20 protein-coding genes are annotated in these 23,227 nt (G+C 70.0%); 9 read left to right on the top strand and 11 right to left on the bottom strand.

What is annotated here, in order from left to right; translation table 11 throughout:
* Positions 1 to 128: 128 nt before the first annotated feature.
* Positions 129 to 2,468, top strand: coding sequence for a methyl-accepting chemotaxis protein (locus FGX59_RS03450; protein ID WP_138465124.1), 2,340 nt, complete (start codon positions 129 to 131; stop codon positions 2,466 to 2,468).
* Between the two features lie 82 nt (positions 2,469 to 2,550).
* On the opposite strand, the gene FGX59_RS03445 is transcribed toward FGX59_RS03450, so the two are convergent.
* From FGX59_RS03445 to dgcN, 3 genes are all read right to left on the bottom strand, one after another.
* Entirely contained in the window at positions 2,551 to 3,405 is an 855-nt protein-coding gene (locus tag FGX59_RS03445) for a D-amino-acid transaminase (protein ID WP_138465123.1), read from the bottom strand.
* 15 nt (positions 3,406 to 3,420) lie between these two features.
* Positions 3,421 to 4,392, bottom strand: coding sequence for an N-acetyl-D-Glu racemase DgcA (gene dgcA, locus FGX59_RS03440; protein WP_138465122.1), 972 nt, complete (start codon positions 4,390 to 4,392; stop codon positions 3,421 to 3,423).
* A 93-nt stretch (positions 4,393 to 4,485) separates the two neighbouring features.
* Entirely contained in the window at positions 4,486 to 5,487 is a 1,002-nt protein-coding gene (gene dgcN / locus FGX59_RS03435) for an N-acetyltransferase DgcN (RefSeq protein WP_138465121.1), read from the bottom strand.
* A gap of 260 nt (positions 5,488 to 5,747) precedes the next feature.
* On the opposite strand from dgcN, the gene FGX59_RS03430 reads away from it, so the two are divergent.
* Positions 5,748 to 6,707 (top strand): L-malyl-CoA/beta-methylmalyl-CoA lyase, encoded by a 960-nt coding sequence (locus FGX59_RS03430; protein WP_138465120.1) that lies wholly within the window; start codon positions 5,748 to 5,750, stop codon positions 6,705 to 6,707.
* 473 nt (positions 6,708 to 7,180) lie between these two features.
* Here FGX59_RS03430 and FGX59_RS03425 read toward each other — a convergent pair whose 3' ends face one another.
* Both FGX59_RS03425 and FGX59_RS03420 read right to left on the bottom strand, forming a co-directional pair.
* Positions 7,181 to 7,465, bottom strand: a complete 285-nt coding sequence (locus tag FGX59_RS03425; RefSeq protein ID WP_138465119.1) for a hypothetical protein — start codon at positions 7,463 to 7,465, stop codon at positions 7,181 to 7,183.
* Positions 7,466 to 7,509: 44 nt separating this feature from the next.
* The gene (locus tag FGX59_RS03420) at positions 7,510 to 7,980 is read right to left on the bottom strand and encodes a GyrI-like domain-containing protein (RefSeq protein ID WP_138465118.1); all 471 of its coding nucleotides are present in this window, start codon (positions 7,978 to 7,980) and stop codon (positions 7,510 to 7,512) included.
* Positions 7,981 to 8,217: 237 nt separating this feature from the next.
* Between FGX59_RS03420 and FGX59_RS03415 the strand changes: the two genes are divergently transcribed.
* A complete protein-coding gene (locus FGX59_RS03415) occupies positions 8,218 to 9,228 on the top strand; it encodes an acetyl-CoA carboxylase carboxyltransferase subunit alpha (protein ID WP_138465117.1) in 1,011 nt (336 codons plus the stop codon).
* Between the two features lie 211 nt (positions 9,229 to 9,439).
* On the opposite strand, the gene FGX59_RS03410 is transcribed toward FGX59_RS03415, so the two are convergent.
* The gene (locus tag FGX59_RS03410; protein ID WP_138465116.1) at positions 9,440 to 10,513 is read right to left on the bottom strand and encodes a zinc-ribbon domain-containing protein; all 1,074 of its coding nucleotides are present in this window, start codon (positions 10,511 to 10,513) and stop codon (positions 9,440 to 9,442) included.
* 103 nt (positions 10,514 to 10,616) lie between these two features.
* On the opposite strand from FGX59_RS03410, the gene FGX59_RS03405 reads away from it, so the two are divergent.
* From FGX59_RS03405 to FGX59_RS03385, 5 genes are all read left to right on the top strand, one after another.
* Positions 10,617 to 11,294 carry a cell division ATP-binding protein FtsE gene (locus tag FGX59_RS03405; protein ID WP_138465115.1) on the top strand — a complete coding sequence of 226 codons (678 nt, stop codon included), beginning with the start codon at positions 10,617 to 10,619 and terminating at the stop codon, positions 11,292 to 11,294.
* Positions 11,291 to 12,175, top strand: coding sequence for an ABC transporter permease (locus FGX59_RS03400; protein WP_138465114.1), 885 nt, complete (start codon positions 11,291 to 11,293; stop codon positions 12,173 to 12,175). The genes FGX59_RS03405 and FGX59_RS03400 overlap by 4 nt, the downstream gene beginning before the upstream one ends.
* 1 nt (position 12,176) lies before the next feature.
* The gene (locus FGX59_RS03395; protein ID WP_138465113.1) at positions 12,177 to 12,914 is read left to right on the top strand and encodes a 1-acyl-sn-glycerol-3-phosphate acyltransferase; all 738 of its coding nucleotides are present in this window, start codon (positions 12,177 to 12,179) and stop codon (positions 12,912 to 12,914) included.
* Positions 12,915 to 13,520, top strand: a complete 606-nt coding sequence (locus tag FGX59_RS03390) for a pyridoxamine 5'-phosphate oxidase family protein (protein ID WP_138465112.1) — start codon at positions 12,915 to 12,917, stop codon at positions 13,518 to 13,520.
* 164 nt (positions 13,521 to 13,684) lie between these two features.
* Positions 13,685 to 14,911 carry a cyclopropane-fatty-acyl-phospholipid synthase family protein gene (locus FGX59_RS03385; RefSeq protein WP_138465111.1) on the top strand — a complete coding sequence of 409 codons (1,227 nt, stop codon included), beginning with the start codon at positions 13,685 to 13,687 and terminating at the stop codon, positions 14,909 to 14,911.
* 105 nt (positions 14,912 to 15,016) lie between these two features.
* Here the strand turns inward: FGX59_RS03385 and carB are convergent, their stop codons facing one another.
* On the bottom strand, positions 15,017 to 18,301 hold the full coding sequence (carB, locus tag FGX59_RS03380; RefSeq protein ID WP_138465110.1) for a carbamoyl-phosphate synthase large subunit: 3,285 nt from the start codon (positions 18,299 to 18,301) through the stop codon (positions 15,017 to 15,019).
* A 408-nt stretch (positions 18,302 to 18,709) separates the two neighbouring features.
* Between carB and FGX59_RS03375 the strand changes: the two genes are divergently transcribed.
* Complete coding sequence (locus FGX59_RS03375) at positions 18,710 to 19,381, top strand: alpha/beta hydrolase (RefSeq protein WP_138465109.1); 672 nt, start codon at positions 18,710 to 18,712, stop codon at positions 19,379 to 19,381.
* Here FGX59_RS03375 and FGX59_RS03370 read toward each other — a convergent pair.
* From FGX59_RS03370 to oppB, 4 genes are read right to left on the bottom strand one after another with little or no spacing between them, the layout of a single operon-like run.
* On the bottom strand, positions 19,368 to 20,357 hold the full coding sequence (locus tag FGX59_RS03370) for an ABC transporter ATP-binding protein (RefSeq protein ID WP_138465108.1): 990 nt from the start codon (positions 20,355 to 20,357) through the stop codon (positions 19,368 to 19,370). The genes FGX59_RS03375 and FGX59_RS03370 overlap by 14 nt on opposite strands.
* On the bottom strand, positions 20,354 to 21,313 hold the full coding sequence (locus FGX59_RS03365) for an oligopeptide/dipeptide ABC transporter ATP-binding protein (RefSeq protein ID WP_138465107.1): 960 nt from the start codon (positions 21,311 to 21,313) through the stop codon (positions 20,354 to 20,356). Before FGX59_RS03365 ends, FGX59_RS03370 begins: the two co-directional genes overlap by 4 nt.
* 26 nt (positions 21,314 to 21,339) lie before the next feature.
* Positions 21,340 to 22,248, bottom strand: coding sequence for an ABC transporter permease subunit (locus FGX59_RS03360; RefSeq protein WP_138465106.1), 909 nt, complete (start codon positions 22,246 to 22,248; stop codon positions 21,340 to 21,342).
* Between the two features lie 10 nt (positions 22,249 to 22,258).
* Complete coding sequence (oppB, locus tag FGX59_RS03355) at positions 22,259 to 23,182, bottom strand: oligopeptide ABC transporter permease OppB (RefSeq protein ID WP_138465105.1); 924 nt, start codon at positions 23,180 to 23,182, stop codon at positions 22,259 to 22,261.
* Between the last annotated feature and the right edge of the window lie 45 nt (positions 23,183 to 23,227).

The raw sequence follows: 23,227 nt of genomic DNA, 5'->3' as shown, positions 1-23,227 counted from the left end.
TTAATCCGGTGGAAACCACGCGGGCGCCATCAGGGGGACGGGCGACCGCGGCACGTGCCGCGGCCCCGTCCGTCCCGCGCCGCCTGCCATGCGCGGCGCCGGCCTGTAACGAGTGGAAAGGAACGGGGATGGCGCAGCATCTCGGCCGCATTGCCGGCAGCGTCGGGGTCAAGACCGGCGCGATCATTCTCCTGCTCGGGGCGCTGACCATCGCCGCGACCGCGATGGCGCTGGCGGTCTTCGGCGCCTTCCGCCAGGATCTGGGCCATCTCGAAACCGTCGAGGTGCCGGGTCTCCGGACCAGTTCGGACCTGATCGACGCGGTCACCGGCATTGGCGAGCATCTGTCGATTCTGCTGGCCGCGGGCAGCCAGGAGGACCTTGCCGAAGCGGCGGACACGCTCGGGACCGCCACGCAGGCGCTGGCCGGATTCGCCGCCGGGCTGGGCAGCGGCGCGCAGGAGGGCTTCGCCCGCAGCCTGGAAGACATGTCGGCAGATTTCGCCACCATCGCCAGCGCCCGCCGGACCGAGATCGACCAGGACACGCGCACGCTGGAGGAAAGCGACCGGCTCGCTTCGGAGGTCGCCCTGGCCCGCGACCGGATCGAGGCGGCCTGGACCGCCGCGATTTCGGAGGCGCGGCGCGGCCTGCGCTCGGAGGCCAGCTCGGAGACGCGGCGCGCATTGGCCCGGGTGATCCAGGCGATCCGGCTGGAGCGCAGCATCAGCGCGCTGCTGTCCACGGTGCTCGCAGGCGCCTCGGCCGATGATTCCACCGCCCTGGCAGCCGCCGCCGCCGAAGCGGCAGAGCTCTCGGCCGTGATCCGCAACAGCGCCCTCGCCTTCGCCGGGGACGCGGAGCTTTCCGCCTCGGTGGAGGCGGTCCTTGCCGCTGCCGATCCCGGGACGGGCATCCTCGCGCTGCGCGGCGACGTCGTCGCGGCCCGGATGGAAGCCGATGCGGCCTCTTCCGAGGCAGCCGCCGCGCTGGGGGCGCTGACGCTGCAGGCACGCGGGATCGCGCGGGAGAATGTCGACCGGGTGGCCGCCACCAGCCAGGAGCTGAGCCGCGCCGCTGCCGCCGCCGGGACCCGCATGTCGGTGATCGCGGCGGCCAGCGTCCTGGTCATCGCCCTGGCGCTGGCCGCGCTCTGGCTCTTGCTGGTGCGCCCGCTCGGGCGGCTGATCCGCGCCACCGGACGGCTGGCGGAGGGCGACACCGCGCCCGTCCCCTCCTTCGCCCGCCATGGCGGCGAGATCGCCAGCCTGTCGCGCGCGCTCGAAGTGTTCCGCCAGAACCTGATCGACAGCCGCCGCCTGCGCGAGGAGGAGCGCGAACGCGAGGAAGCCGAGCGCGCCGCCGAGGCCCGCCGCGAAGAGGCCGAACGCCAGCGCGAGGCCCGCGAGCGCCAGCGCGAGGCCGAGGCCGAGCGGGCGCGGCTGGAGAAGGAAGCCGCCGCGCTGCGCGAGCGAGAGGCGCTGCGCGAAGAGGCGGAGGCGCGCGAGCGCCGCCAGCGCGAGGAACAGGACCAGGTCGTGCGCGCCCTGGCCGACGGACTGGAACGGCTCGCCGCGGGCGACCTCGCCAAGGGCATCGAGACGGTGTTCCCCGACAGCTACGAGGCGCTGCGCGGCAACTACAACACCGCGCTGGCCAATCTCGCGCAGCTCATCGTCCAGATCTCGAGCCGGATCGGCCAGATCAGCGGCAACAGCACGGAGATCTCGAGCGCCGCCGACGACCTGTCGCGCCGGACCGAGAAATCTGCGGCGACGCTGCAGCAGACCTCGGCGGCGCTGAACCAGCTGACCGCCGCGGTGGAGACCGCCGCCGACCGCGCGCGCCGCGCCGACGACCTGTCGCGCGCGGCGAACACCCGGGCCGAGGACAGCGGCACCGTCGTGCGCGACGCGGTCTCGGCCATGTCGGAAATCGACAGTTCCTCGCAGAAGATCTCGAAGATCATCGACGTGATCGACGACATCGCCTTCCAGACCAACCTGCTGGCGCTGAATGCCGGGGTCGAGGCCGCCCGCGCGGGCGAGGCCGGGCGCGGATTCGCCGTCGTCGCCTCGGAGGTCCGCTCGCTGGCGCAGCGCTCCTCGGAGGCGGCGCGCGAGATCAACGACCTGATCTCGAACTCGACCGAGCAGATCCAGCGCGGCGTGACGCTGGTCGACCATAGCGGCCAGGCGCTGCAGGAGATCATCGCCGCCGTCGCCGAGATCGCCTCGAACGTCGCCGACATCTCCGCCTCGGCGCAGGAGCAGGCGATCGGCATCAAGGAGATCAACGCCGCGACCGTGCAGCTGGAGACCAGCATGCAGCAGAACGCCGCGATGACAGAAGAGACCACCGCGGCGAGCTTCGCCCTGTCGAGCGCGGCCGACGACCTGAAGGCCCTGGCCGGTCAGTTCCGCATCCGCGATAGCGGGGCGGAGGACGATTTCGGCCAGGCCGCCTGAACCCGGCAAGGGAAAGGCGCAGGGGGGCCGCCCCTGCGCCGTGATCTTCCGCGCTCGCGGGCCCGCCGCCGGGCGGTGCGGCTCAGGAAGCCATCTTGCCGCTTTCCTCGATGTAGATCTCGCGCAGGCGCTTGGCGACCGGGCCCGGCTTGCCGTCGCCGAGCTCGGTGCCGTCGATCTTGACCACCGGCATCACGAAGGTCGTGGCCGAGGTGATGAAGGCCTCTGCCGCGTCCTTGGCCTCCTCGATGGTGAAGGGCCGCTCTTCGACCTGCATCTGCGCCTCCTTCGCCATCTTCAGCACCGCCGCGCGGGTGATGCCGTGCAGGATGTCATGCGACAGCTGCCGGGTGACGATCCGGCCGTCCTTGGTGACGATATAGGCGTTGTTCGAGGTGCCCTCGGTGACGAAGCCGTCCTCGACCAGCCAGGCATCGTCGAAGCCCGCCTTCTTCGCCGCGGTCTTGGCCATCGACGGGTAGAGGAGCTGCACCGTCTTGATGTCGCGCCGCCCCCAGCGCTGGTCCTCGGCCACGCCGACCGACATGCCGATTTCCGCCTTGGGCGACTCGACCAGCGGCATGTGCATGCCGAAGAGAACGACGGTCGGCTTGAGCCCCTCGGGCATCAGGAAGTCGCGGTCGGCGACGCCGCGGGTGATCTGCAGATAGACCCCGCCCTCGACGATCGCGTTCTTTTCCACCAGCGCCCTGTGGACCTCCAGCAGCTCCTCCGCGGGCATCGGCATCTCCATGCCGAGCTCCTTCAGCGACCGTTCCAGCCGCGCCACATGGCCGTCGAAATCGATCAGTCGACCGCCCAGGACCGAGGTCACCTCGTAGACGCCGTCCCCCATCAGGAAGGCGCGGTCGAAGATCGAGACCTTGGCCTCCTCGGCGGGCAGGAACTCTCCGTTCAGATAGACGATGCGGGTCATGATGGGTCCTCTCGGTCAGCCCCAGAGCGCGGGGAGGGGCGGATGGATGCCGGCCTCGTCATAGAGGATCGGCGTGTCGCGGTCTTCGGCCAGCAGGAGCGGCGCGTCAAGATCGGTCACCGCCGCGCCCTGCGCCAGCAGGACGCCCGGCGCCATCGCGAGCGAGGAGCCGACCATGCAGCCGACCATGATGCCATAGCCCCGGGCGCGGGCCTCGGCGCGCAGCGCCAGCGCCTCGGTCAGCCCGCCGGTCTTGTCGAGCTTGATGTTGATGACGTCGTACTTGCCCGTCAGATGGCCGAGCGAGGCGCGGTCATGGGCGCTCTCGTCGGCGCAGACCGGCACCGGCCGCTCGAGCCCGATCAGCGCCGCGTCATCGGCGGCCGGCAGCGGCTGCTCGACCAGGGTGACGCCGAGCCGCTGCAGATGCGGGGCGAGATCGGCATAGACCTCGGCGGTCCAGCCCTCGTTGGCGTCGACGATGATCTCGGAGCCGGGCGCGCCCGCGCGGACCGCCTCCAGACGGGGCATGTCGTCGGGCGTGCCGAGCTTGATCTTCAGGAGCGGGCGGAAGGCGTTCCGCTCGGCATTGGCCCTCATCGCCTCTGGCTCGTCGAGCCCCAGCGTGTAGGCGGTGACGACCGGGCCCGGCGCGGGCAGCCCGGCGAGTTCCCAGGCACGGCAGCCGGCGCGCTTGGCCTCCAGATCCCAGAAAGCGCAATCGACGGCATTGCGCGCGGCGCCCGCGGGCAGGAGCTCCTGCAGGCTCTCGCGGGTCACGTCCGAGGGCAGGCCGCGGATCAGGTCGGTGACGCTCTCCTGCGACTCGCCGTAGCGCGGATAGGGCACGCATTCCCCGCGGCCCGCATGGGTGCCGTCGGACAGGGTGACCGTGATCACCTGCGCTTCGGTCTTCGCCCCCCGCGAGATGCGGAAAGCCTGGGCCAGGCGGAAGCTCTCCGCCGCCACCTCGATCTTGAGCGTCATGGCTGCTCCTCTTGCGCTGACGCGCGCCGGGCCTGACCCGGCGCCTCTTGGTAGGCCAGGAGGCCCCGGGTCAGGCCCGGGGCGGGACGGCGCTCAGATGCCGTCGAGCGCGTCGACCAGGCGGCCGGCGCCCTGGCGGAAGGGATCGACGGCCGGCAGGCCCATCTCCGCCTCGAGCGAGGCGAGATAGGCGTCGCCCTCCTCCGGGGTCATGCCGGAGGTGTTGACCGAGATGCCGACCACCTTGCAATCGGGGTTCGCCACCTGCGCCAGCTGCAGCGCGACATCGCGCAGCGCCTCGAGCGAGGGCAGCTGGTAGCCCGGCAGGCCGCGCATATGCGGCCGCGTCGGCTCGTGGCAGAGCACGAGCGCATCGGGCTGGCCGCCATGGACCAGCGCCATGGTCACGCCGGAATAGGAGACATGGAAAAGGCTGCCCTGCCCCTCGATCAGATCCCAGTGGTCGGCGTCGTTGTCGGGCGTCAGCGTCTCGATCGAGCCGGCCATGAAATCCGCCACCACCGCATCGAGCGGCACGCCGCCGCCGGTGATCAGGATGCCGGTCTGGCCGGTGGCGCGGAAGCTGGCCTTCATGCCGCGCGCGGTCATCTCCTTCTCCATGGCGAGCGCGGTATACATCTTGCCGACCGAGCAGTCGGTGCCCACGGCGAGGCAGCGCTTGCCCGTCCGCGTCTCGCCATTGGCGATCGGATAGGGCCGGTCCGGCAGGCGCACGTCGTGCAGGCTCGCGCCCGCGCGCGCCGCCGCCGCCACCAGCGGCTGCTGGTCACGCAGCAGCGTGTGCAGCCCAGAGGCGATGTCGAAGCCCTTCTCCAGCGCCTCGACCAGCACGCTCATCCAGCTGTCGGAAATCACGCCGCCGCGATTCGCCACGCCGATCACCAGCGTCTTCGCGCCTGCGGCCCTGGCCTCGTCCAGCGTCATGTCGGGGATCTTCATGTCGGCCTTGCAGCCCGGCAGGCGCAGCTGGCCCACGGCGAATTCCGGCCGCCAGTCGCGGATCCCCTGGGCCACTTTCGCGGCCAGCGGATCGGGGGCGTCGCCGAGAAACAGCAGGTAGGGGCTCTGGATCATCATGCACTCCGTCAGTCGCTATGGCGGCAATCATGCGCCACCGCCTCCGGGTTTCAAGATGAACCCTAACCTGGCCTGATGGAACCGCCCAAGTGGACGTATTTCCGGCGTATCCTGCCGTTTTTCCGGCAAGTTCCGGCATCTCCTGCCGCAGCTGCGACACCTTGCGCCGCACCTGCGAAATTCCGGCTTGCAGATGAGAGCGCAAGGATATAACCAGCCGTGGACCGGATTTGCAACAATATGACCACGAGGCCCGAATGAGTTTCCGCATCCAGCCCGCGGCCCCTGCCCGTCCCAACCGCTGCCAGCTTTTCGGCCCGGGCTCCCGCCCGGCGATCTTCGAGAAGATGGCGGGCTCCGCGGCAGACGTTATCAATCTCGATCTCGAGGATTCGGTCGCGCCCGACGACAAGCCCGAGGCGCGCAGGAACATCATCCAGGCGATCGGCGACATCGACTGGGGCAAGAAGACCCTGTCGGTGCGGATCAACGGGCTCGACACGCCCTACTGGTACCGCGACGTGGTCGACCTGCTGGAGCAGGCCTCCGACCGGATCGACCAGATCATGATCCCAAAGGTCGGCTGCGCGGGCGACATCTATGCCGTCGACGCGCTGGTCACCGCCGTGGAGCGCGCCAAGGGCCGCGCGAAGCCGATCAAGTTCGAGGTCATCATCGAATCCGCGGCCGGCATCGCCCATGTCGAGGAGATCGCCGCCGCCTCCCCCCGGATGGAGGCGATGAGCCTCGGCGCCGCGGATTTCGCCGCCTCGATGGGGATGCAGACCACCGGCATCGGCGGGACGCAGGAAAACTACTACATGATCCGCGAGGGCGCGAAATACTGGTCCGACCCCTGGCACTGGGCCCAGGCTGCGATCGTCGCCGCCTGCCGCACCCATGGCGTGCTGCCGGTCGACGGCCCGTTCGGCGATTTCTCCGACGACGAGGGCTTCCGCGCCCAGGCGCGCCGCTCGGCGACGCTGGGCATGGTCGGCAAATGGGCGATCCACCCCAAGCAGGTCGCCATCGCCAACGAGGTCTTCACCCCCTCCGAAGAGGCCGTCTCGGAAGCGCGCGAGATCCTCGCCGCCATGGAGAAGGCCAAGGCCGAGGGTCTCGGGGCCACCGTCTACAAGGGCCGGCTGGTCGACATCGCGTCGATCAAGCAGGCCGAAGTCATCGTGGCGCAGGCCGAGCTGATCGCAAGCAGCTGAGCCAGCGCCCCGGGCCGCGCGATGTTGGGAGGCTGCGCGCGGCCCGCGATATTCCGGAACGCTCCGCCTGACTGCGGCTGGCCCTGCACCGGGCATGCCGGACAGGGGAGGTTCCGCAAGCAGAATGTTCCGGTCTTCCAGTACCCGAAGCTCTTTCTCGACGGCATCCCGGCCTGGACCGTGCTTGCCGCGATGCGTCCGGGCTGACTGGCCGGCCTGTCGCGCCATGTCGACAGCGTGAAGATCGGCCCGCTGGAGATGACGCTGCGCCGGGGGAGCAGGACCTGCACGAGATCGATGCCGCGCTCGATCAGGTCGGGGCGGAGAACGCCCGGCTCAGCGTACTTATTCCGCCTATGACCCGCATGCGCCGGTGGCCGCGCTGGAAAGCACGCGCCGGGAGCTGAAGACGGTGACCGGGACCTGTCGCAGGTGCTCGAGGGGCTGCGCCCGGGTCCAAAGGCGGCGGATGTCTATGCCGGCGCGACCCGGCGACCTTCCCCGATCTCGCCGCCGCCATCGGCCGGATCGCCGCCTCGCCCGATCTCGAGGGGCTGCGCTACCACACGGTCTGGACGCTGGCCTCGGCGGCGCACCGCATCCTGATCGCCGCGATCCGCCACAGCGATCCGCCGCGCATCGATGCCGCGGCGCTGCGCGCGGGCCAGGCTGCGATCGAGGCGCCCTGCGCCAATCCCCATGTCCAGGACGACCGGCCCGACGATCCGATGAAGGGCATCCGCGGCCCCGCCACCCATGCGCTGGCCCGGATCGGGCTGCAGAAGAATGCTGCCCAGGCCGCTCAGGCCTGAGGCTTCAGCGCCATGTGGATCTCGGTCAGCGCGCCCTGCGGATCCTCGGGCGGGCGCAGGTAGATCTCCTGCAGCGGCACATCGGCATCGGGCGTCTCGCCCGCCTCGCCCGGCCAGGTCTCGCGCAGGTAGCGGCAGGCCCCGGGCAGCCCCTGGTAGGATCCCTCGTGGCGCAGCACCGCATGGCGGCCGCCCTTGACCACCACCGTGTCGAAGAGCTCGTGGATCAGCGCCTCCGCGCCGACCATCACCCCGGCATGGCCGGAAAGCTCGCTCAGGGGCACCCCGGCCGGGTCGTCATGATAGAGCGCGATCATCGCCTGCCCCGGCGCCCAGAGCCCGCGGGCGTCGAAGATCCGGCGGACTCTCTCGAAGGTTGCGCCGATCTCGGCATAGTCGCCCCGGTGGCGCAGCGCGGCGACGCGCTTCGGCGGCAGCTCGCTGATGGTGACGTCATGCATGTCCTGGCCTCCGGTCGTGTCATTCCCGGCAGAGACCGTACCGCCCGGCGCGCGGGCACGGCAAATCCGCCCGGCTGCCGGGGCGGGACTGGCACGGTAGATGCGGCCCGGCCCGCGCCCTCCTGCCCGGAAATGCTGCAGCTGCACGATTTTCGCGGCACCCGCCCCTGCTCAGGCGAGTTGCGTTTCCCGGCATCCGGCTCCATATAGCCCACCGGAACAGACGGAGCGTCACGGATGCAGAGCTATCTCGATTTCGAAAAACCCCTGGCCGAGATCGAAGGCAAGGCGGAGGAGCTGCGCGCGCTGGCGCGGGGCTCGGAAGAGATCGAGGTTGAGCGCGAGGCCGAGGCGCTCGACCAGAAGGCGCGCGCGCTGCTCGTCTCGCTCTACAAGGATCTCTCGCCCTGGCGGAAATGCCAGGTGGCGCGCCATCCCAGCCGTCCGCATTGCAAGGACTACATCAGCGCGCTCTTCACCGAGTTCACGCCGCTGGCCGGCGATCGCGGCTTCTCCGACGACGCCGCGGTGATGGGCGGTCTGGCGCGGTTCAACGACCGCCCCGTCGTCGTGCTGGGCCATGAAAAGGGCCATGACACGGCGAGCCGCCTCGACCGGAATTTCGGCATGGCGCGGCCCGAGGGCTACCGCAAGGCGGTCCGGCTGATGGACATGGCCGACCGGTTCAACCTGCCGGTGGTGACGCTGGTCGACACGCCCGGCGCCTATCCCGGCAAGGGCGCGGAAGAGCGCGGCCAGTCCGAGGCGATCGCGCGCGCGACCGAGAAATGCCTGTCGATCGGCGTGCCGCTGGTGTCGGTCGTGATCGGCGAAGGCGGCTCGGGCGGCGCGGTGGGCATCGCCGCGGGCAACCGCGTCGCGATGCTGGAGCATTCGGTCTATTCGGTGATCTCGCCCGAGGGCTGCGCCTCGATCCTGTGGAAGGATGCCGGCAAGATGCGCGAGGCGGCCGAGGCGCTGCGCCTGACCGCGCAGGATCTGCTGCAGCTCGGGGTGGTCGACAAGGTGATCGCCGAGCCGCTGGGCGGCGCGCAGCGCGATCCGGGCAAGACCATGGAGAATGTCGGCGCCGCGATCACCGAGATGCTGGCCGGGCTAGCCGGGCTCGACCGCAAGGCGCTGGTCGCCGAGCGGCGCAAGAAGTTCCTGGAGATGGGCCGCATCTCCCTGCCCGAGCCGAGCTCCTTCATCCCCAGCCATTTCACGCCGGGCCGCGACCGCGGCTGAGCCGCACCCGGCCCGCCTGCCGCCCGAGCGGCTCAGCGGGCGGGGCCGTCCGGCAGGGTGCTGGAAAGTCTGCACGGCCGCGGAGCTTGGCGGCAGGACCGGGGACATGGTCCCGAGGGCGGCCAGGCATGCCCGCTTCGGGGAGCCGTCCTGACTAACTGCGGACCGATGTCCCGCACGATGCCGCCCTGGCGCCCATTCCAGCAGCCGTCTAGGACCCGTCGGGCCCCTCCTGGCCGAAGACGCCGAGAATGGCGCCGGCCAGCCTTTCCTGCACCACGTCGCCATGGGCGGCGATCCGTTCCAGGAACGGCGCCGCGGCGGGCATGCGCCCCGCCGCCCAGGGCGCCGCGAGATAGAGCGCGAGCAGCACCGCCGCCAGCGCCACCGGCACGAAGAACCCGATGCGGAAGCCGCGGCGCAGCTCGGCCGCCTGCACCTCGGCGCGGGTCAGCGCGCGCGAGCGGCTGAGCACCGGCAGGCCGCTGCGGATCTCGCCCGGCTGCGGCGCGGGATCGGGCAGCACCGGATCGGGGGCGATATCGGCGCGGTCCTGCAGGAGGCTGCTCAGATCGGGCGCGGGCGCATTGTCCGACAGCGGCGGCATCGGCCGGAACCCGCCCTGCGGCGGGACCAGCGGCGCCTCGACCTCCGGATCGGGCTCGTTGCCCGGGTTCTCGCCGCTCGGCCGCCAGCGGATGCCCGCCTCGCTGCCGCGCTCGGCCTCCTGCAGCCGGGACAGGCGGTCGCGCACCTCGCTGGGGCTGCGCCGCGGCCGGGCCTGCGGCTGCGGCACCGCCTCGATCGCCCAGGGCATGCCCTCTGCTTCGCGGCGGCGCGCGCGGGTCTCGGTCTCGGCCTCGGCCTTCAGCACCGCCAGCACGTCGGGATCGAGCCTGCGCCGCGGCGGCAGCGGCAGGTCCAGCTCGGGCTCCTCGTCGATGGCGGGCATCGGCGGCGGCGGCGCGGCGGGCGGCGCCGCGCGACGCGCGCGGCCGGCCAAAACGGATGGCAGCGGCGGCCCGTCTTCCGCCATTTCGGCAGGGTCTACGGGCGGCGCAGGAACCGGTGCGCTCTCCCTGGCCGAGGCTGCGGGCGGTGCGGGCGCGGGCTCCGCCCCGGCGGCAGGCCGGTCGGGCAGCCAGAGCTGGAACCAGTTGTGCCCGCAGGCCGAGCACTGGACATCCCGTCCCCCTGCGGCGATGGCTGCCTGCGGCACGTCATAGGCCGCCTGGCAGGCTGGGCAGATGATCCGGATCACCTTTGCGTGCTCTCCCTGCTGCATGCCTTCACCTCTAGCAATTTCGCCCACCGGCGCCAAGCGTAGCCCGTTGCCATGCCCGGGCCGCTGAGGCAAGAAGGGGGCCGCAACCAAAGGGGCAGTACGAGTGATCGACCTCTCACAGGTGACGGTGGCATTTGGCGGGCGCGTGGTGCTCGATGACGTCACCTTTTCCCTGCAGCCCGGGGATTTCTTCTTCCTTACAGGACCTTCCGGCGCTGGCAAGACAACACTACTAAGGCTGTGCTCGGGGGCGCAGGCCCCGGCCAGGGGCGAGGTGCGGCTGTTTGGCCGCCCGCTTGCCGAGATGAGCAGCGACACCCGCGCCAGCGCGCGGCGGCGCATGGGAATCGTCTACCAGGACACCCAGTTCCTCGACCACCTGCCGCTGGAGGAGAACATCGTCCTCCCCTTCACGGTGCGCGGCCCGGTCGATCCCGAGATGCGCGCCCAGGCGGCGGACCTGATGGCCTGGGTCGGGCTGGGCGAGCACCGCACGGCGCTGCCGCCGACGCTGTCGGGGGGCGAGCGCCAGCGCGCCGCGCTGGCCCGCGCGCTGCTGACCGCGCCCGAGCTGGTGCTGGCCGACGAGCCGACCGGCAATCTCGACTGGGAGATGTCGCTGAAGCTGCTGACGCTCCTGATCGAGCTGAACCGGCTGGGCACGCCGGTGCTGATGGCGACCCATGACCTGGCGCTGATCCGCGCCGCGAAGCCCCTGGTCAATGCCCGGGTGCTGCGGCTGAAGGACGGCAAGCTGACCCAGGCGGGAGCCGCGCTATGAGTGTCTTCGACATGCTCCGCGGCGATCCCGGCGCCTCGCGCGTGGTCCCCTCCTCGGGGACGACGCCGCGGCTGGTGGCGCTCGGCACCGCCTCGATGGCCTTCCTCGCCGTCTTCGCCATCGCCCTGGCGGCGATGCTGTTCCATCTGGGCGCGACCTGGCGGGCCGAGCTCGCGGGCACCGCGACGGTGCGGATCACCTCCTCGGGCGAGGCGCGCGACGCCGATACCGAGGCCGCGATGCAGGTGCTGCAGACGACGCCCGGCATCGCCACCGCGCGGGTGATCCCCGAGCTGGAGCAGCAGGCGCTGCTGGAGCCCTGGTTCGGCAAGGACCTGCCGCTCGACAGCCTGCCGCTGCCGCGGCTGATCGAGGTGACCTTCGAGGGCGAGAGCTTCGACGCGAAGGCGCTGGGGCTGCGGCTGGCGGGCGAGGTTCCCTCGGCGCGCTTCGACGACCATGACCGCTGGCGCGGCCCGCTGGCCCGGGCGCAGGCGCGGATGAGCTGGCTCGCCGTCGCGGCACTGGGGCTGATCGCGGCGACGCTGGCGGCGGTGACCGCGCTGGCGGCGCGCGCCGCGCTCTCGGCGAATTCGCAGGTGATCGACGTGCTGCGGCTGGTCGGCGCGCGCGACACCTGGATCGCCCGCGCCTTCGTCCGGCGGATCACGCTGCGCGCCTTCCTCGGCGCCTGCATCGGCACGCTGGCCGCGGCCGCGATCCTGGCCGCCTTCCCCGCCACCGGCGCCGCCGGGCTGCCCGCGCTGCGCCCCTCGGGCGCGTCCTGGGCGCTGCTGGCGCCGGTTCCGCTCCTCGCCGCGCTCGTGGCCTGGGCCACCACCCGCCGGAGCGCGCTCCGCATGCTGAAAGGACGGCCCTGACATGGTCCATGCCTGGCAATGGCTGCTCTCGCTCGTCTTCATCGTGCAGATGTACCTGATGATGCTGCTGATGGGGATCGCCTTCGCCCCCTGGGCCCTGGTCGACCGGCGCGGCGCCTTCGCGGGCATCCGCACCTATTGCCGCTGGGTCCGCTGGAGCGCGCGCTGGATCACCGGCCTGCGCTCGGAGATCCGCGGCCCGGTCCCCGAGGGCGGCGTCCTGGTCGCCGCCAAGCACCAGAGCTTTTTCGACATCATCCTGCTCTGCTCGGTGCTGCCGCGGCCGAAATTCATCATGAAGAAGCAGCTCGTGCGCGCGCCCGTCCTGGGCTGGTTCGCGCTGCGGATCGGCTGCGTGCCGGTCGACCGCGGCAAGCGCGGCGCGGCGATCACCAAGATGCTGAAGGACGTCGCGGCGGGCCATGCCGAGCCCGGCCAGCTGATCATCTATCCGCAGGGCACGCGGGTCGCGCCGGGGGCGGAGATGCCCTACAAGGCCGGCTCCGGCGCGCTCTACAAGCAGCTCGAGCAGACCTGCATCCCCGCGGCGACCAATGTCGGGCTGTTCTGGCCGAAGGCCGGCATCCTGCGCAGCCGGGGCCTGGCAGTGATGGAGTTCCTGCCGCCGATCGCGCCGGGGCTGTCCACCGACGCCTTCATGGCCCGGCTCGAGACCGAGGTCGAAACCGCCAGCCACGCGCTGATGGCCGAGGCCGGATTCCGCAAGGAGGAGCGATAGATGGAGTGGATCGAGACCGAGGCGGCGCTGGAGGCGCATTACGGCACGCCGAAGCCGCCCGCGCTGGTGAAGGTGGCCGACCGGATGACCCCGGAATACCGGGTATGGATCGAGGCGGCGCGGTTCTGCGTGCTCAGCACGGTCGGCCCCGAGGGCACGGACGGCTCGCCGCGCGGCGACGAGGGCCCGGTGCTGCGCATCCTCGACGAGCGCCGCCTCGCCCTGCCCGACTGGCGCGGCAATGACCGCATCGACAGCCTGCGCAACATCGTCCGCGACGGCCGGGTCTCGGCGATGCTGATGGTGCCGGGCGAGACCAGCGTGATCCGCATCAACGGCCGCGCGCGGCTGACCGCGGATGCGGGCCTGCGCGCCGCCTTCGAGACCCGCGGGCGCCAGCCGCGCACCGTGGCGGTGATCGAGGTCGCGGAAATCTACTTCCAGTGCGCCCGCGCGCTGATGCGCTCGGCGCTGTGGGAAACCCCGGAGAGCCGCCCCGCCCTGCCCACCGCCGGGCAGATGCTGGCCGCGCGCACCGAAGGCGAGGTCGGCGGTGCCGAATACGACCGCGAATGGCCCGGACGCGCCGCCCAGACCATGTGGTAGGGCGCGGAACCGGCGATTTCACGCTCATGTGACTTTTCTTGCCGGGATCCGGTATTAACCTTTTTGCGTTAACCAATGAGAGGCAGGCCGCTCCGACCCGCATTCCTTGTCCCTGAGGTTCTGTCTCTTTTCCGGATCCACCAGGTGAAAAGTGACTTGTGACGATGTGGCAGAAACTCTTTGACAGGCTCCTGCGCAGCCTGGTCGTGGAGGGCGCGCTCGAGGTAACGCTCCCCTGCGGCAGTACCATCCATTACGGCCGGAAGGACATCCCCCCGGTCCGCGTGACGCTCAGCGACCCGTCGCGCCTCCGGCAGTTCGTGACCGACCCGGAGATGGCGCTTGGCGATGCCTATACCGAAGGCACGCTGACCGTCGAGAATGACGATATCGGCGGGCTCCTGGCGCTGGCGCTGAAGAACCTCAATGGCGGGGGCAAGCGGCCGCATGCGCTGCGCCCCGAGAAGCTGATGAGCCGGCTCAGCCAGATCACCTCCATCACCCGCGCCAAGTCGAACGTGGCGCATCATTACGACCTGTCGAACGACTTCTACGGGCTCTTCCTCGACGAGGACCGGCAGTATTCCTGCGCCTATTTCGAGCATCCCGACGATACGCTGGAACAGGCGCAGCTGCAGAAGAAACGCCATATCGCGCGCAAGCTCCGCCTGGAGCCGGGCATGTCGGTGCTGGATATCGGCTGCGGCTGGGGCGGCATGGCGATCACCCTGGCCAAGGAATACGGCGCGCGGGTGACCGGCGTGACGCTCTCGGAGGACCAGCACCGGCTGGCCAACGAGCGGGTCAAGGCGGCGGGCCTCGAGGACCGGGTGCGGATCCTGCTGAAGGACTACCGCGAGGTGGAGAGCCAGTTCGACCGCATCGTCTCGGTCGGCATGTTCGAGCATGTCGGCATCCCGCAATACGGCGAGTACTTCGCCCAGGTCCATGACAAGCTGGCCCCGGACGGCGTGGCGCTGATCCACACGATCGGCCGCACCGGCATGCCGGTCCCGGTCTCGCCCTGGATCATCAAGCGGATCTTCCCCGGCGGGCACGTGCCCTCGCTGTCGGAGACCGTGCCGCATATCGAGCGCTCGGGCCTCTACCCCTGCGACGTGGAGATCCTGCGCATCCACTATGCCGAGACGCTGCATCACTGGGTTCTGCGGGTGCAGGCGCATCGCGCGGAGATCGAGGAGATGTTCGACGAGCGCTTCTACCGGATGTGGCGGTTCTACCTGCTGGCCTGCGAGATGACCTTCCGCTACGGCCGCCAGGCGGTGTTCCAGTTCCAGCTCGCCAGGGACCAGAACGCGGTGCCCTTGACGCGGGCCTATCTCTACGGCCCCGAGAAGGACGCAAGGCAGGAACTGCGCGAAGTCGGCTGACCCGCCGCCCGCGCTTCGCCCCCTCAAACGGAAAAACCCCGGCCACTGGCCGGGGTTTCCATTTGGTCCGCTGCCTTGTCCGCTGCCGCGGGAGCGGCAGGAGGATCAGGCCTCCTGCAGCGCCTTCACCCCGATATCGTGGCTCAGGCGCGCCTTCATCGCCAGCGCGGCGGCATGCGAGGCGGCCAGCGTGGTGAAATACGGGATGCGGTTCATCAGGGCGACGTTGCGCATCTCGCGGCTGTCCTCGATCGACTGGTTGCCCTCGGTCGTGTTCATCAGGATCGCGATGCCGCCATCCTTCAGCACGTCGACGATGTTCGGGCGGCCCTCGTAGACCTTGTTCACCACCTCCGACGCCACGCCATGCTCGGACAGGAACTGCGCGGTGCCGCGGGTCGCGACGATCTCGAAGCCGATCTCGGAAAGCACCTGCGCCGTCTCCGCCAGGACCGGGGTCTTGTCGTCATTCTTGATCGACAGGAACACCTTGCCCGACGAGGGCAGCGTCGTGCCCGCGCCGAGGAGCGCCTTCAGATAGGCCATGGGGAAGTCGTCGTCCGAGCCCATCACCTCGCCGGTGGAGCGCATTTCCGGACCGAGCAGCGTGTCGACGCCCGGGAAGCGCGCGAAGGGCATGACCGCCTCCTTCACCGCGAAGCGCCCGGTCTGGTAGCTGGCCAGCCCGCCCTCGACGCCCTCGAAGCTCTTCAGGTCCTCGCCCGCCATCACCCGCGCGGCGATCGCGGCGATCGGCGAGGTCACGGCCTTGGCGACGAAGGGCACGGTGCGCGAGGCGCGCGGGTTCACCTCGATCAGGTAGACCTCGTTGTCCTTGATCGCGAACTGGATGTTCATCAGCCCGCGGACATTCAGCGCCAGCGCCAGCGCGCGGGCCTGCTCTTCCATCACGGCGATGATCTCGGGGCTCAGCGAATGCGGCGGCAGCGAGCAGGCGCTGTCGCCCGAATGGACGCCGGCTTCCTCGATATGCTGCATGATCCCGGCGATATGCACGTCGGTGCCGTCGGAGATCGCGTCGACATCGACCTCCTGCGCGCCCGAGAGGTAGCTGTCGAGCAGCACCGGGCTGTCGCCCGAGACGACCACGGCCTCGGAGATGTAGCGCTCCAGCTGCGCCTGGTCGCGGACGATTTCCATCGCGCGGCCGCCCAGCACGTAGGAGGGGCGGATCACCAGCGGGAAGCCGATCTCGACGGCGGCCTTGAAGGCCTCCATGTCAGTATGGGCGATGGCGTTCTTCGGCTGCTTCAGCCCGAGCCGGTTGACCAGCGCCTGGAAGCGCTCGCGGTCCTCGGCCAGGTCGATCGCGTCCGGCGTGGTGCCGAGGATCGGGATGCCCGCGGCCTCGAGCGCATTGGCGAGCTTCAGCGGGGTCTGGCCGCCGAACTGGACGATCACGCCGTGCAGCGTGCCGTTCTTCTGCTCGGTCGCCAGGATCTCCATCACGTGCTCGAAGGTCAGCGGCTCGAAATAGAGGCGGTCCGAGGTGTCGTAGTCGGTCGACACGGTCTCGGGATTGCAGTTGATCATGATCGTCTCGTAGCCCTGGCCGGACAGCGAGAAGCAGGCATGGCAGCAGCAGTAGTCGAACTCGATCCCCTGGCCGATCCGGTTCGGACCGCCGCCGAGGATGACGACCTTCTTGCGCTCGGAGGGACGCGCCTCGCATTCCACCTCGCCCATCACCGGGGATTCGTAGGTGGAGTACATGTAGGGGGTCTGCGCCTCGAACTCGGCGGCGCAGGTGTCGATGCGCTTGAAGACCGCGGTGACGCCGAGATTCAGGCGCGCGCGGCGGATGTTGTCCTCGTCGCGGCCGGTAAGCTTGGCGAGGCGGGCATCGGTGAAGCCCATCATCTTCAGGTGGCGCAGGCCTTCCTCGGTCACCGGCAGGCCGTCGCGGCGGACCTGCTCCTCGGTGTCGACGATTTCGCGGATGCGGGCGAGGAACCAGGGGTCGAAGGCGGTGGCGGCCTGGATCTCGTCATCCGACAGGCCGTGGCGCATCGCCTGGGCGATGACGCGCATGCGGTCCGGCGTCTTCTCGGCCAGCGCCTTTGTGATCGCCACCTTGTCGGGCGCGCCGGGGATGTCGATCTCGTCGAAGCCGGTCAGGCCGGTTTCCAGCGAGGCCAGCGCCTTCTGCACGGATTCGTGGAAGGTCCGGCCGATCGCCATCGCCTCGCCCACCGATTTCATCGCGGTGGTCAGCTCGGGCTTCGAGCCCGGGAACTTCTCGAAGGCGAAGCGCGGGATCTTGGTGACGACATAGTCGATGGTCGGCTCGAAGGAGGCCGGGGTCACCTTGGTGATGTCGTTGTCGAGCTCGTCGAGCGTGTAGCCCACGGCGAGCTTCGCGGCGATCTTGGCGATCGGGAAGCCGGTGGCCTTGGACGCCAGCGCCGAAGAGCGCGACACCCGCGGGTTCATCTCGATGACGACCATGCGGCCGTCCTCGGGGTTCACTGCCCATTGCACGTTCGAGCCGCCGGTCTCGACGCCGATCTCGCGCAGCACCGCGATCGAGGCGGCGCGCATCTGCTGGTATTCCTTGTCGGTCAGGGTCAGCGCCGGGGCGACAGTGATCGAGTCGCCGGTATGGACGCCCATCGGGTCGATATTCTCGATGGAGCAGACGATGATCGCGTTGTCCGCCTTGTCGCGGACGACCTCCATCTCGTATTCCTTCCAGCCCAGCAGGCTCTGGTCGACGAGGATCTGGCCGACCGGCGAGGCCTCCATGCCGGTGCGGCAGTAGTATTCGTAGTCGTCGCGGTTATAGGCGACGCCGCCGCCGGTGCCGCCCAGCGTGAAGGCGGGGCGGATGATCGCGGGCAGGCCGATATGCTCGAGCGCTTCCATCGCCTGCTTCAGGCCCTCGGCGATGTCGCGGCTGCCATCGGCGCGCTTCGGCGCGGTGACGATGTCGGCCTTCGGGTTTTCCAGCCCGATCCGGTCCATCGCCTCGCGGAACAGCGCCCGGTCCTCGGCCATCTCGATGGCCTCGCGCTTGGCGCCGATCATCTCGACGCCGAATTTCTCCAGCACGCCCATTTCCTCGAGCTGCAGAGAGGTGTTCAGCCCGGTCTGCCCGCCCATGGTCGGCAGGAGCGCGTCGGGGCGCTCCTTCTCGATGATCTTGGCGACGACCTCGGGGGTGATCGGCTCGATATAGGTGGCGTCGGCCAGGCCCGGATCGGTCATGATGGTGGCGGGGTTCGAGTTGACCAGGATGACCCGGTAGCCTTCCTCGCGCAGCGCCTTGCAGGCCTGGGCACCGGAATAGTCGAACTCGCAGGCCTGCCCGATGACGATGGGTCCGGCACCGATAATCAGGATGGAGGAGATGTCGGTGCGTTTGGGCATGGGGTCGGCCTCTGACTCAGGAGTGGGCAAATCGCCTGCGTTATAGTCAAGGCTCCCGAGGGTGCAAGGGGCAGCACTCCCCCGAAGGGAGGTTTCGGCAGTTTCGGGACCGCCATGCCGGAGGCCGCCAGGTTTCCGCAACGGAAGATCGGCTCTGCGCGGCTGCAGTGGCTTGTGGCATTGCCAGAGCTATGTGAGCGTCGAGACAAGCACATGGAGGGATCCGATGGAAGAGCGGATCAAGGACCTGCATCACGTCACCGCAACCCCCCGCCCCCGGCGGGGGATTTCCGGCGCCCCGGCGCCCGCATCGTCGCGGCGAAAGACCGGGCCGGTCTCCGCGGCCGGCCTGCGCCCCCTCCGCCCCCGTCCCCGCAGCCGCCGCGCCGCCCGCGCCGGGATGCCCGCATGGCGGCATTGACCTATAGCGGAGCAGAACCCGACCGCGCGAGCCACGGGCTGGTGCTGGTTCATGGCCGCTGGGCCTCGGCCGCCTCGATCCTGCCGCTGGGCGAAGGGCTGGGCCTGCCCCGGCTGGCGCTGGCCGCGCCCGAGGCGCCGCGGCATGCCAATGGCGAGACCTCCTGGTGGCCCTGCTCCTTCCTCTCGGCGCAGGCCGAGATCGAGCCCTGGCTTCCGGCGGCGCTGGACGCGGTCGGGGCGGCGGTCGCCGCGCTCGAATCCGCCGGGCTGCCGCGGGCGCGGATCGGCATTGCCGGGTTCAGCCAGGGCGCCTGCCTCGCGCTGGAATTCGCGGCAAGGCGCGGCGGCGGCTTCGCCGGCATCTTCGCCTGCTCCGGCGGGCTCGTCGGCACCGCCGATGCCGGCGGGCCGCCGCGGGCCGAGCTCTACGGCCATGGCGAGAAGATCTTCGGCTATGCCGCCGATCTCTCCGGGCAGAAGGTGCGGATCAGCAACCATGCCGCCGATCCGCATATCCCGATGGCGCGGGTCAACCGCTCGGCCGAGGTGCTCGCCGGGCTCGGCGCCGATGTGGCGACCGAGGTGGAGCCCGGCATCCATCACGGCGTGCTGACCGGCGACATCCGCGCCATGCGGGCCGCGCTCAGCCAGCGCTGACCGGCGCCGCCTCGGCGGCCGTCACCGGACAGGCCAGGCGGCGGCCCGGCGCGACTGCCCGCGGCTCCGGCACCGCCTCGGCGCAGGCGGGCTGCACCAGCGGACAGCGCGTGCGGAAGACGCAGCCCGAGGGCGGCGCCATCGGCGAGGGCAGCTCGCCCTCGAGCACCGCGCGCGGCCGCGCCTTCTCCACCGCCGGATCGGGGATCGGCGCGGCGGCGATCAGCGCGCGGGTATAGGGATGCATCGGCCGCGCCACCAGATCGGCGGCCAGGGCATGCTCCATCACCCGGCCGAGATACATCACCATGATCTCGTCGGAGATGTGGCGCACCACGGAAAGGTCATGGGCGATGAAGATCAGCGTCAGCCCCATCTCGGCCTGCAGCTCCTTCAGCAGGTTCACCACCTGCGCCTGCACCGAGACATCGAGCGCCGAGACCGGCTCGTCGCAGACCACCAGCCTCGGCCCCGAGATCAGCGCCCGGGCAATGCCGATCCGCTGGCACTGCCCGCCCGAGAACTCGTGCGGATAGCGGTTCCTCAGCTCGGCGCGCAGCCCGACCCGCTCCATCAGCGCGACGACCTTCTCCACCCGCTCGGCCTTCCTCATCTGCGGGAAATGCGTCACCAGCGGCTCGGCGATGATCTCGCCCACGGTCATCCGCGGATTGAGCGCCGCCAGCGGATCCTGGAAGATCATCTGCACTTCGGGGCGCTGCGCCTCGCCGAGCGGGCGCCCGTCCCAGATCACCTCGCCGCCGGCCCGCGGCACCAGGCCGAGGATCGCGCGCGCCAGCGTCGACTTGCCCGAGCCGCTTTCGCCGACAATGCCCAGCGTCTTTCCGGCGGCAAGGTCGAACCCCGCCCCCTGCACCGCGCGCAGGAGGCGCCGGTTGCGCCAGGGGAAAAGCCCGCCGCCCTGGACGGGGAAGCTGACGGACAGGTCGCGGACGCGCAGCAGCGGACCGGTCATGCGAAGACCTCCTCGGACAGGTGGCAGGCGCGGCGGCGGTCGGTGCCGTCGAGCGGCGGCATCTCGCGGCGGCAGATCTCCATCGCCCGCTCGCAGCGCGGGGCGAAGGGGCAGCCCGCGCCTAGATCGGCCATGTTGGGCGGATCGCCCGGAATGGCGCGCAGCTCGGCCTCCACCCGGTCGAGCCGCGGCACGGCGGCCAGGAGGCCCTCGGTATAGGGATGCAGCGGCCGGGCGAAGACGGCTTCGGTCGTCCCCTCCTCCATCACCTGCCCGCCATACATGACGAGCATCCGCTCGGCCGCGCCCGCGACGATGCCGAGGTCATGGGTGATGAGGATCAGCGCGGTGCCGAACTCCTCGCGGATATCGGCGAGCAGCGCCATGATCTGCGCCTGCACCGTCACGTCGAGCGCGGTCGTCGGCTCGTCGGCGATCAGCAGACGCGGACGGCACAGCAGCGCCATGGCGATCATCACCCGCTGCCGCATGCCGCCCGAAAGCTCGTGCGGATACTGCCTGAGCCGCGCCCGCGCCTCGGGGATGCGCACCGCGTCGAGCATCCGCGCCGCCTCGTCCAGCGCCTCGCGCCGCGCGGCGCCCTTGTGCAGCACCAGCACCTCGGCCATCTGGTCGCCCAGCGTCATGTAGGGATTGAGCGAGGTCATCGGGTCCTGGAAGATCACCGCGATCTCGCGGGCGCGGATGCGGTTCAGCGCGCGCTCGGGCAGGTTGAGGATCTCGGCCCCGTCCCAGCGCACCGAGCCCGCGGCGCGGCCGTTGCGCGCCAGCAGCCCCAGGCAGGCGAAGGCGGTCTGGCTCTTTCCCGAGCCGCTTTCGCCGACAATGGCCAGCGTCTCGCCCTGCGCCAGCCCGAAGCTGACGCCGTTGACGGCCGAGACGGCGCCGTCCTGCGTGTCGAAGCGCACCTGCAGGTCGTTCACGGAAAGCAGCATTCCGCGGTCCTTCGGAGTTGCCATTCTCAGCGGTCCTTCGGATCGAGTGCATCGCGCAGCCCGTCGCCGATGAAGAAGAAGGCGAAGAGCGTCACGGTGAAGAAGAAGAGCGGGAAGCCGATCTGCCAGAGCGTGCCGTACTGCATGGTCGAGGCGCCATCCGAGATCAGCGCGCCCCAGCTGGTCATCGGCTCCTGCACGCCGAGGCCGAGGAAGCTGATGAAGCTCTCGTAGATGATCATGTTCGGCACCAGCAGCGTCGCGTAGACGATGACCACGCCAAGCAGGTTCGGGATGATGTGGCGGCGGATGATAGTGAAGGGCCCGACCCCGATCGCCAGCGCCGCCTCGACATATTCGCGGTGCTTGATGGTCAGCGTCTGGCCGCGGGCGATCCGCGCCATGTCGAGCCAGGAGATCAGCCCGATGCCGACGAAGAGCATGAAGACCGAGCGGCCGAAGATCACCAGCAGCAGGATCAGCACGAACATGTAGGGCACCGACATCAGGATATCGACGATGCGCATCATCACGCTGTCGAGCCGCCCGCCGAAATAGCCCGCGATCGCGCCGTAGACGGTGCCCACGACCACCGAGATCAGCGCGCCGACGATGCCGACCATCAGGCTGATCTGCGTCCCCTGCACCACCCGGGCGAAGAGGTCGCGGCCAAGCTCGTCGGTGCCGAACCAGTGGCCGGTCTCCAGCGAGGGGCGGCCCATCGTGGCCACGTCGCCCAGCACCGCCCAGTCGATATCCTCGTTCGACCACTGCGCCGCGAGCCCGCCGAAGGCGGCGAAACAGGCGACGAGGACGAGCACGGCAAGACTCGCCACCGCGGCGCGGTTCTTGAAGAAGCGGTGCCGCGCATCGCTCCAGAGCGACCGGCCCGCGGGCATCGACCGCGCGCGGCGGCCTCCGATCAGGACTGCCATGGCTGCTCCCTCAATAGCGGATCTTCGGGTCGATCCAGGCGTAGAGGATATCGACCACGAGGTTGAACAGGACGGTCAGCGCGCCGGTCAGGATCGTCACGCCCATGATGACGAAATAGTCCCGGTTGAGCGCCGAATTGACGAAGTACTGGCCGATCCCGCCGGTGGAGAAGTAGATGTCGATCACCACCGAGCCGGTGATCATGCCGACGAAGGCCGGGCCGAGATAGGAGATCACCGGCAGCAGCGCGGGCTTCAGCGCATGGCGCAGCACGATGCGCCGCATCGGCAGCCCCTTGGCCCGCGCGGTGCGGATGAAGCCGGCGTTCAGCACCTCCAGCATGGAACTGCGGGTGATCCGCGCGATCGAGGCCATGAAACTGGTCGAGAGCGCGATCACCGGCATGACGACATAGGGCAGCGCCCCGCCCTGCCAGCCGCCGCCCGGCAGCCAGCCGAGCCAGAGCGTGAAGACCAGCACCAGGATCGGCGCCATGACGAAATTCGGCAGCACCTGCGCGCCGATCGAGATGCCGACCGCGAGGTAGTCGAGCCAGCTGTTGTGCCAGACCGCCGCCGCGATCCCCAGCGATCCGCCGACCAGCACGGCGACCACGAAGGACCAGAACCCGTAGGTCAGCGTCACCGGGAAGCCCTGGGCGATCAGCTCGGAGACCGAGCGGTCCTTGTAGTAGAGCGAGGGGCCGAAATCGAAATGGGCGACGATGTTCCAGACATAGCTGGCGACCTGCTTCCAGAGCGGCTCGTCGAGCCCGTATTTCGCGTTCAGCGCGTCGATCACCGCCTGCGGAAAGGCGCGTTCCGAGGTCCAGGGCCCGCCGGGGGCGTAGTGCATCATCAGGAAGGACAGGACGATCAGGACAAGGATCGTCGGAATGGCGACCAGAAGCCGCCGGATCACGTAGAAAACCATGAAAATCTTCCAAGGCTGGGGCCCCGCACCGGGCGGGGCCCGTGG

Source organism: Poseidonocella sp. HB161398, assembly GCF_005870025.1.
Lineage (GTDB): Bacteria > Pseudomonadota > Alphaproteobacteria > Rhodobacterales > Rhodobacteraceae > Mangrovicoccus.
Note: the sequence above shows the minus strand (reverse complement) of the source record. Positions and strands in the feature narration are given on the sequence as shown.

Bases quoted from the DNA above. Each gene is read 5' to 3' on its own strand.
- FGX59_RS03450 (WP_138465124.1), top strand. From the start codon at position 129: ATGGCGCAGCATCTCGGCCGCATTGCCGGCAGCGTCGGGGTCAAGACC.
- FGX59_RS03445 (WP_138465123.1), bottom strand. From the start codon at position 3,405: ATGACCCGCATCGTCTATCTGAACGGAGAGTTCCTGCCCGCCGAGGAG.
- dgcA (WP_138465122.1), bottom strand. From the start codon at position 4,392: ATGACGCTCAAGATCGAGGTGGCGGCGGAGAGCTTCCGCCTGGCCCAG.
- dgcN (WP_138465121.1), bottom strand. From the start codon at position 5,487: ATGATCCAGAGCCCCTACCTGCTGTTTCTCGGCGACGCCCCCGATCCG.
- FGX59_RS03430 (WP_138465120.1), top strand. From the start codon at position 5,748: ATGAGTTTCCGCATCCAGCCCGCGGCCCCTGCCCGTCCCAACCGCTGC.
- FGX59_RS03425 (WP_138465119.1), bottom strand. From the start codon at position 7,465: ATGGGTGGCGGGGCCGCGGATGCCCTTCATCGGATCGTCGGGCCGGTC.
- FGX59_RS03420 (WP_138465118.1), bottom strand. From the start codon at position 7,980: ATGCATGACGTCACCATCAGCGAGCTGCCGCCGAAGCGCGTCGCCGCG.
- FGX59_RS03415 (WP_138465117.1), top strand. From the start codon at position 8,218: ATGCAGAGCTATCTCGATTTCGAAAAACCCCTGGCCGAGATCGAAGGC.
- FGX59_RS03410 (WP_138465116.1), bottom strand. From the start codon at position 10,513: ATGCAGCAGGGAGAGCACGCAAAGGTGATCCGGATCATCTGCCCAGCC.
- FGX59_RS03400 (WP_138465114.1), top strand. From the start codon at position 11,291: ATGAGTGTCTTCGACATGCTCCGCGGCGATCCCGGCGCCTCGCGCGTG.
- FGX59_RS03395 (WP_138465113.1), top strand. From the start codon at position 12,177: ATGGTCCATGCCTGGCAATGGCTGCTCTCGCTCGTCTTCATCGTGCAG.
- FGX59_RS03390 (WP_138465112.1), top strand. From the start codon at position 12,915: ATGGAGTGGATCGAGACCGAGGCGGCGCTGGAGGCGCATTACGGCACG.
- FGX59_RS03385 (WP_138465111.1), top strand. From the start codon at position 13,685: ATGTGGCAGAAACTCTTTGACAGGCTCCTGCGCAGCCTGGTCGTGGAG.
- carB (WP_138465110.1), bottom strand. From the start codon at position 18,301: ATGCCCAAACGCACCGACATCTCCTCCATCCTGATTATCGGTGCCGGA.
- FGX59_RS03375 (WP_138465109.1), top strand. From the start codon at position 18,710: ATGGCGGCATTGACCTATAGCGGAGCAGAACCCGACCGCGCGAGCCAC.
- FGX59_RS03370 (WP_138465108.1), bottom strand. From the start codon at position 20,357: ATGACCGGTCCGCTGCTGCGCGTCCGCGACCTGTCCGTCAGCTTCCCC.
- FGX59_RS03365 (WP_138465107.1), bottom strand. From the start codon at position 21,313: ATGCTGCTTTCCGTGAACGACCTGCAGGTGCGCTTCGACACGCAGGAC.
- FGX59_RS03360 (WP_138465106.1), bottom strand. From the start codon at position 22,248: ATGGCAGTCCTGATCGGAGGCCGCCGCGCGCGGTCGATGCCCGCGGGC.
- oppB (WP_138465105.1), bottom strand. From the start codon at position 23,182: ATGGTTTTCTACGTGATCCGGCGGCTTCTGGTCGCCATTCCGACGATC.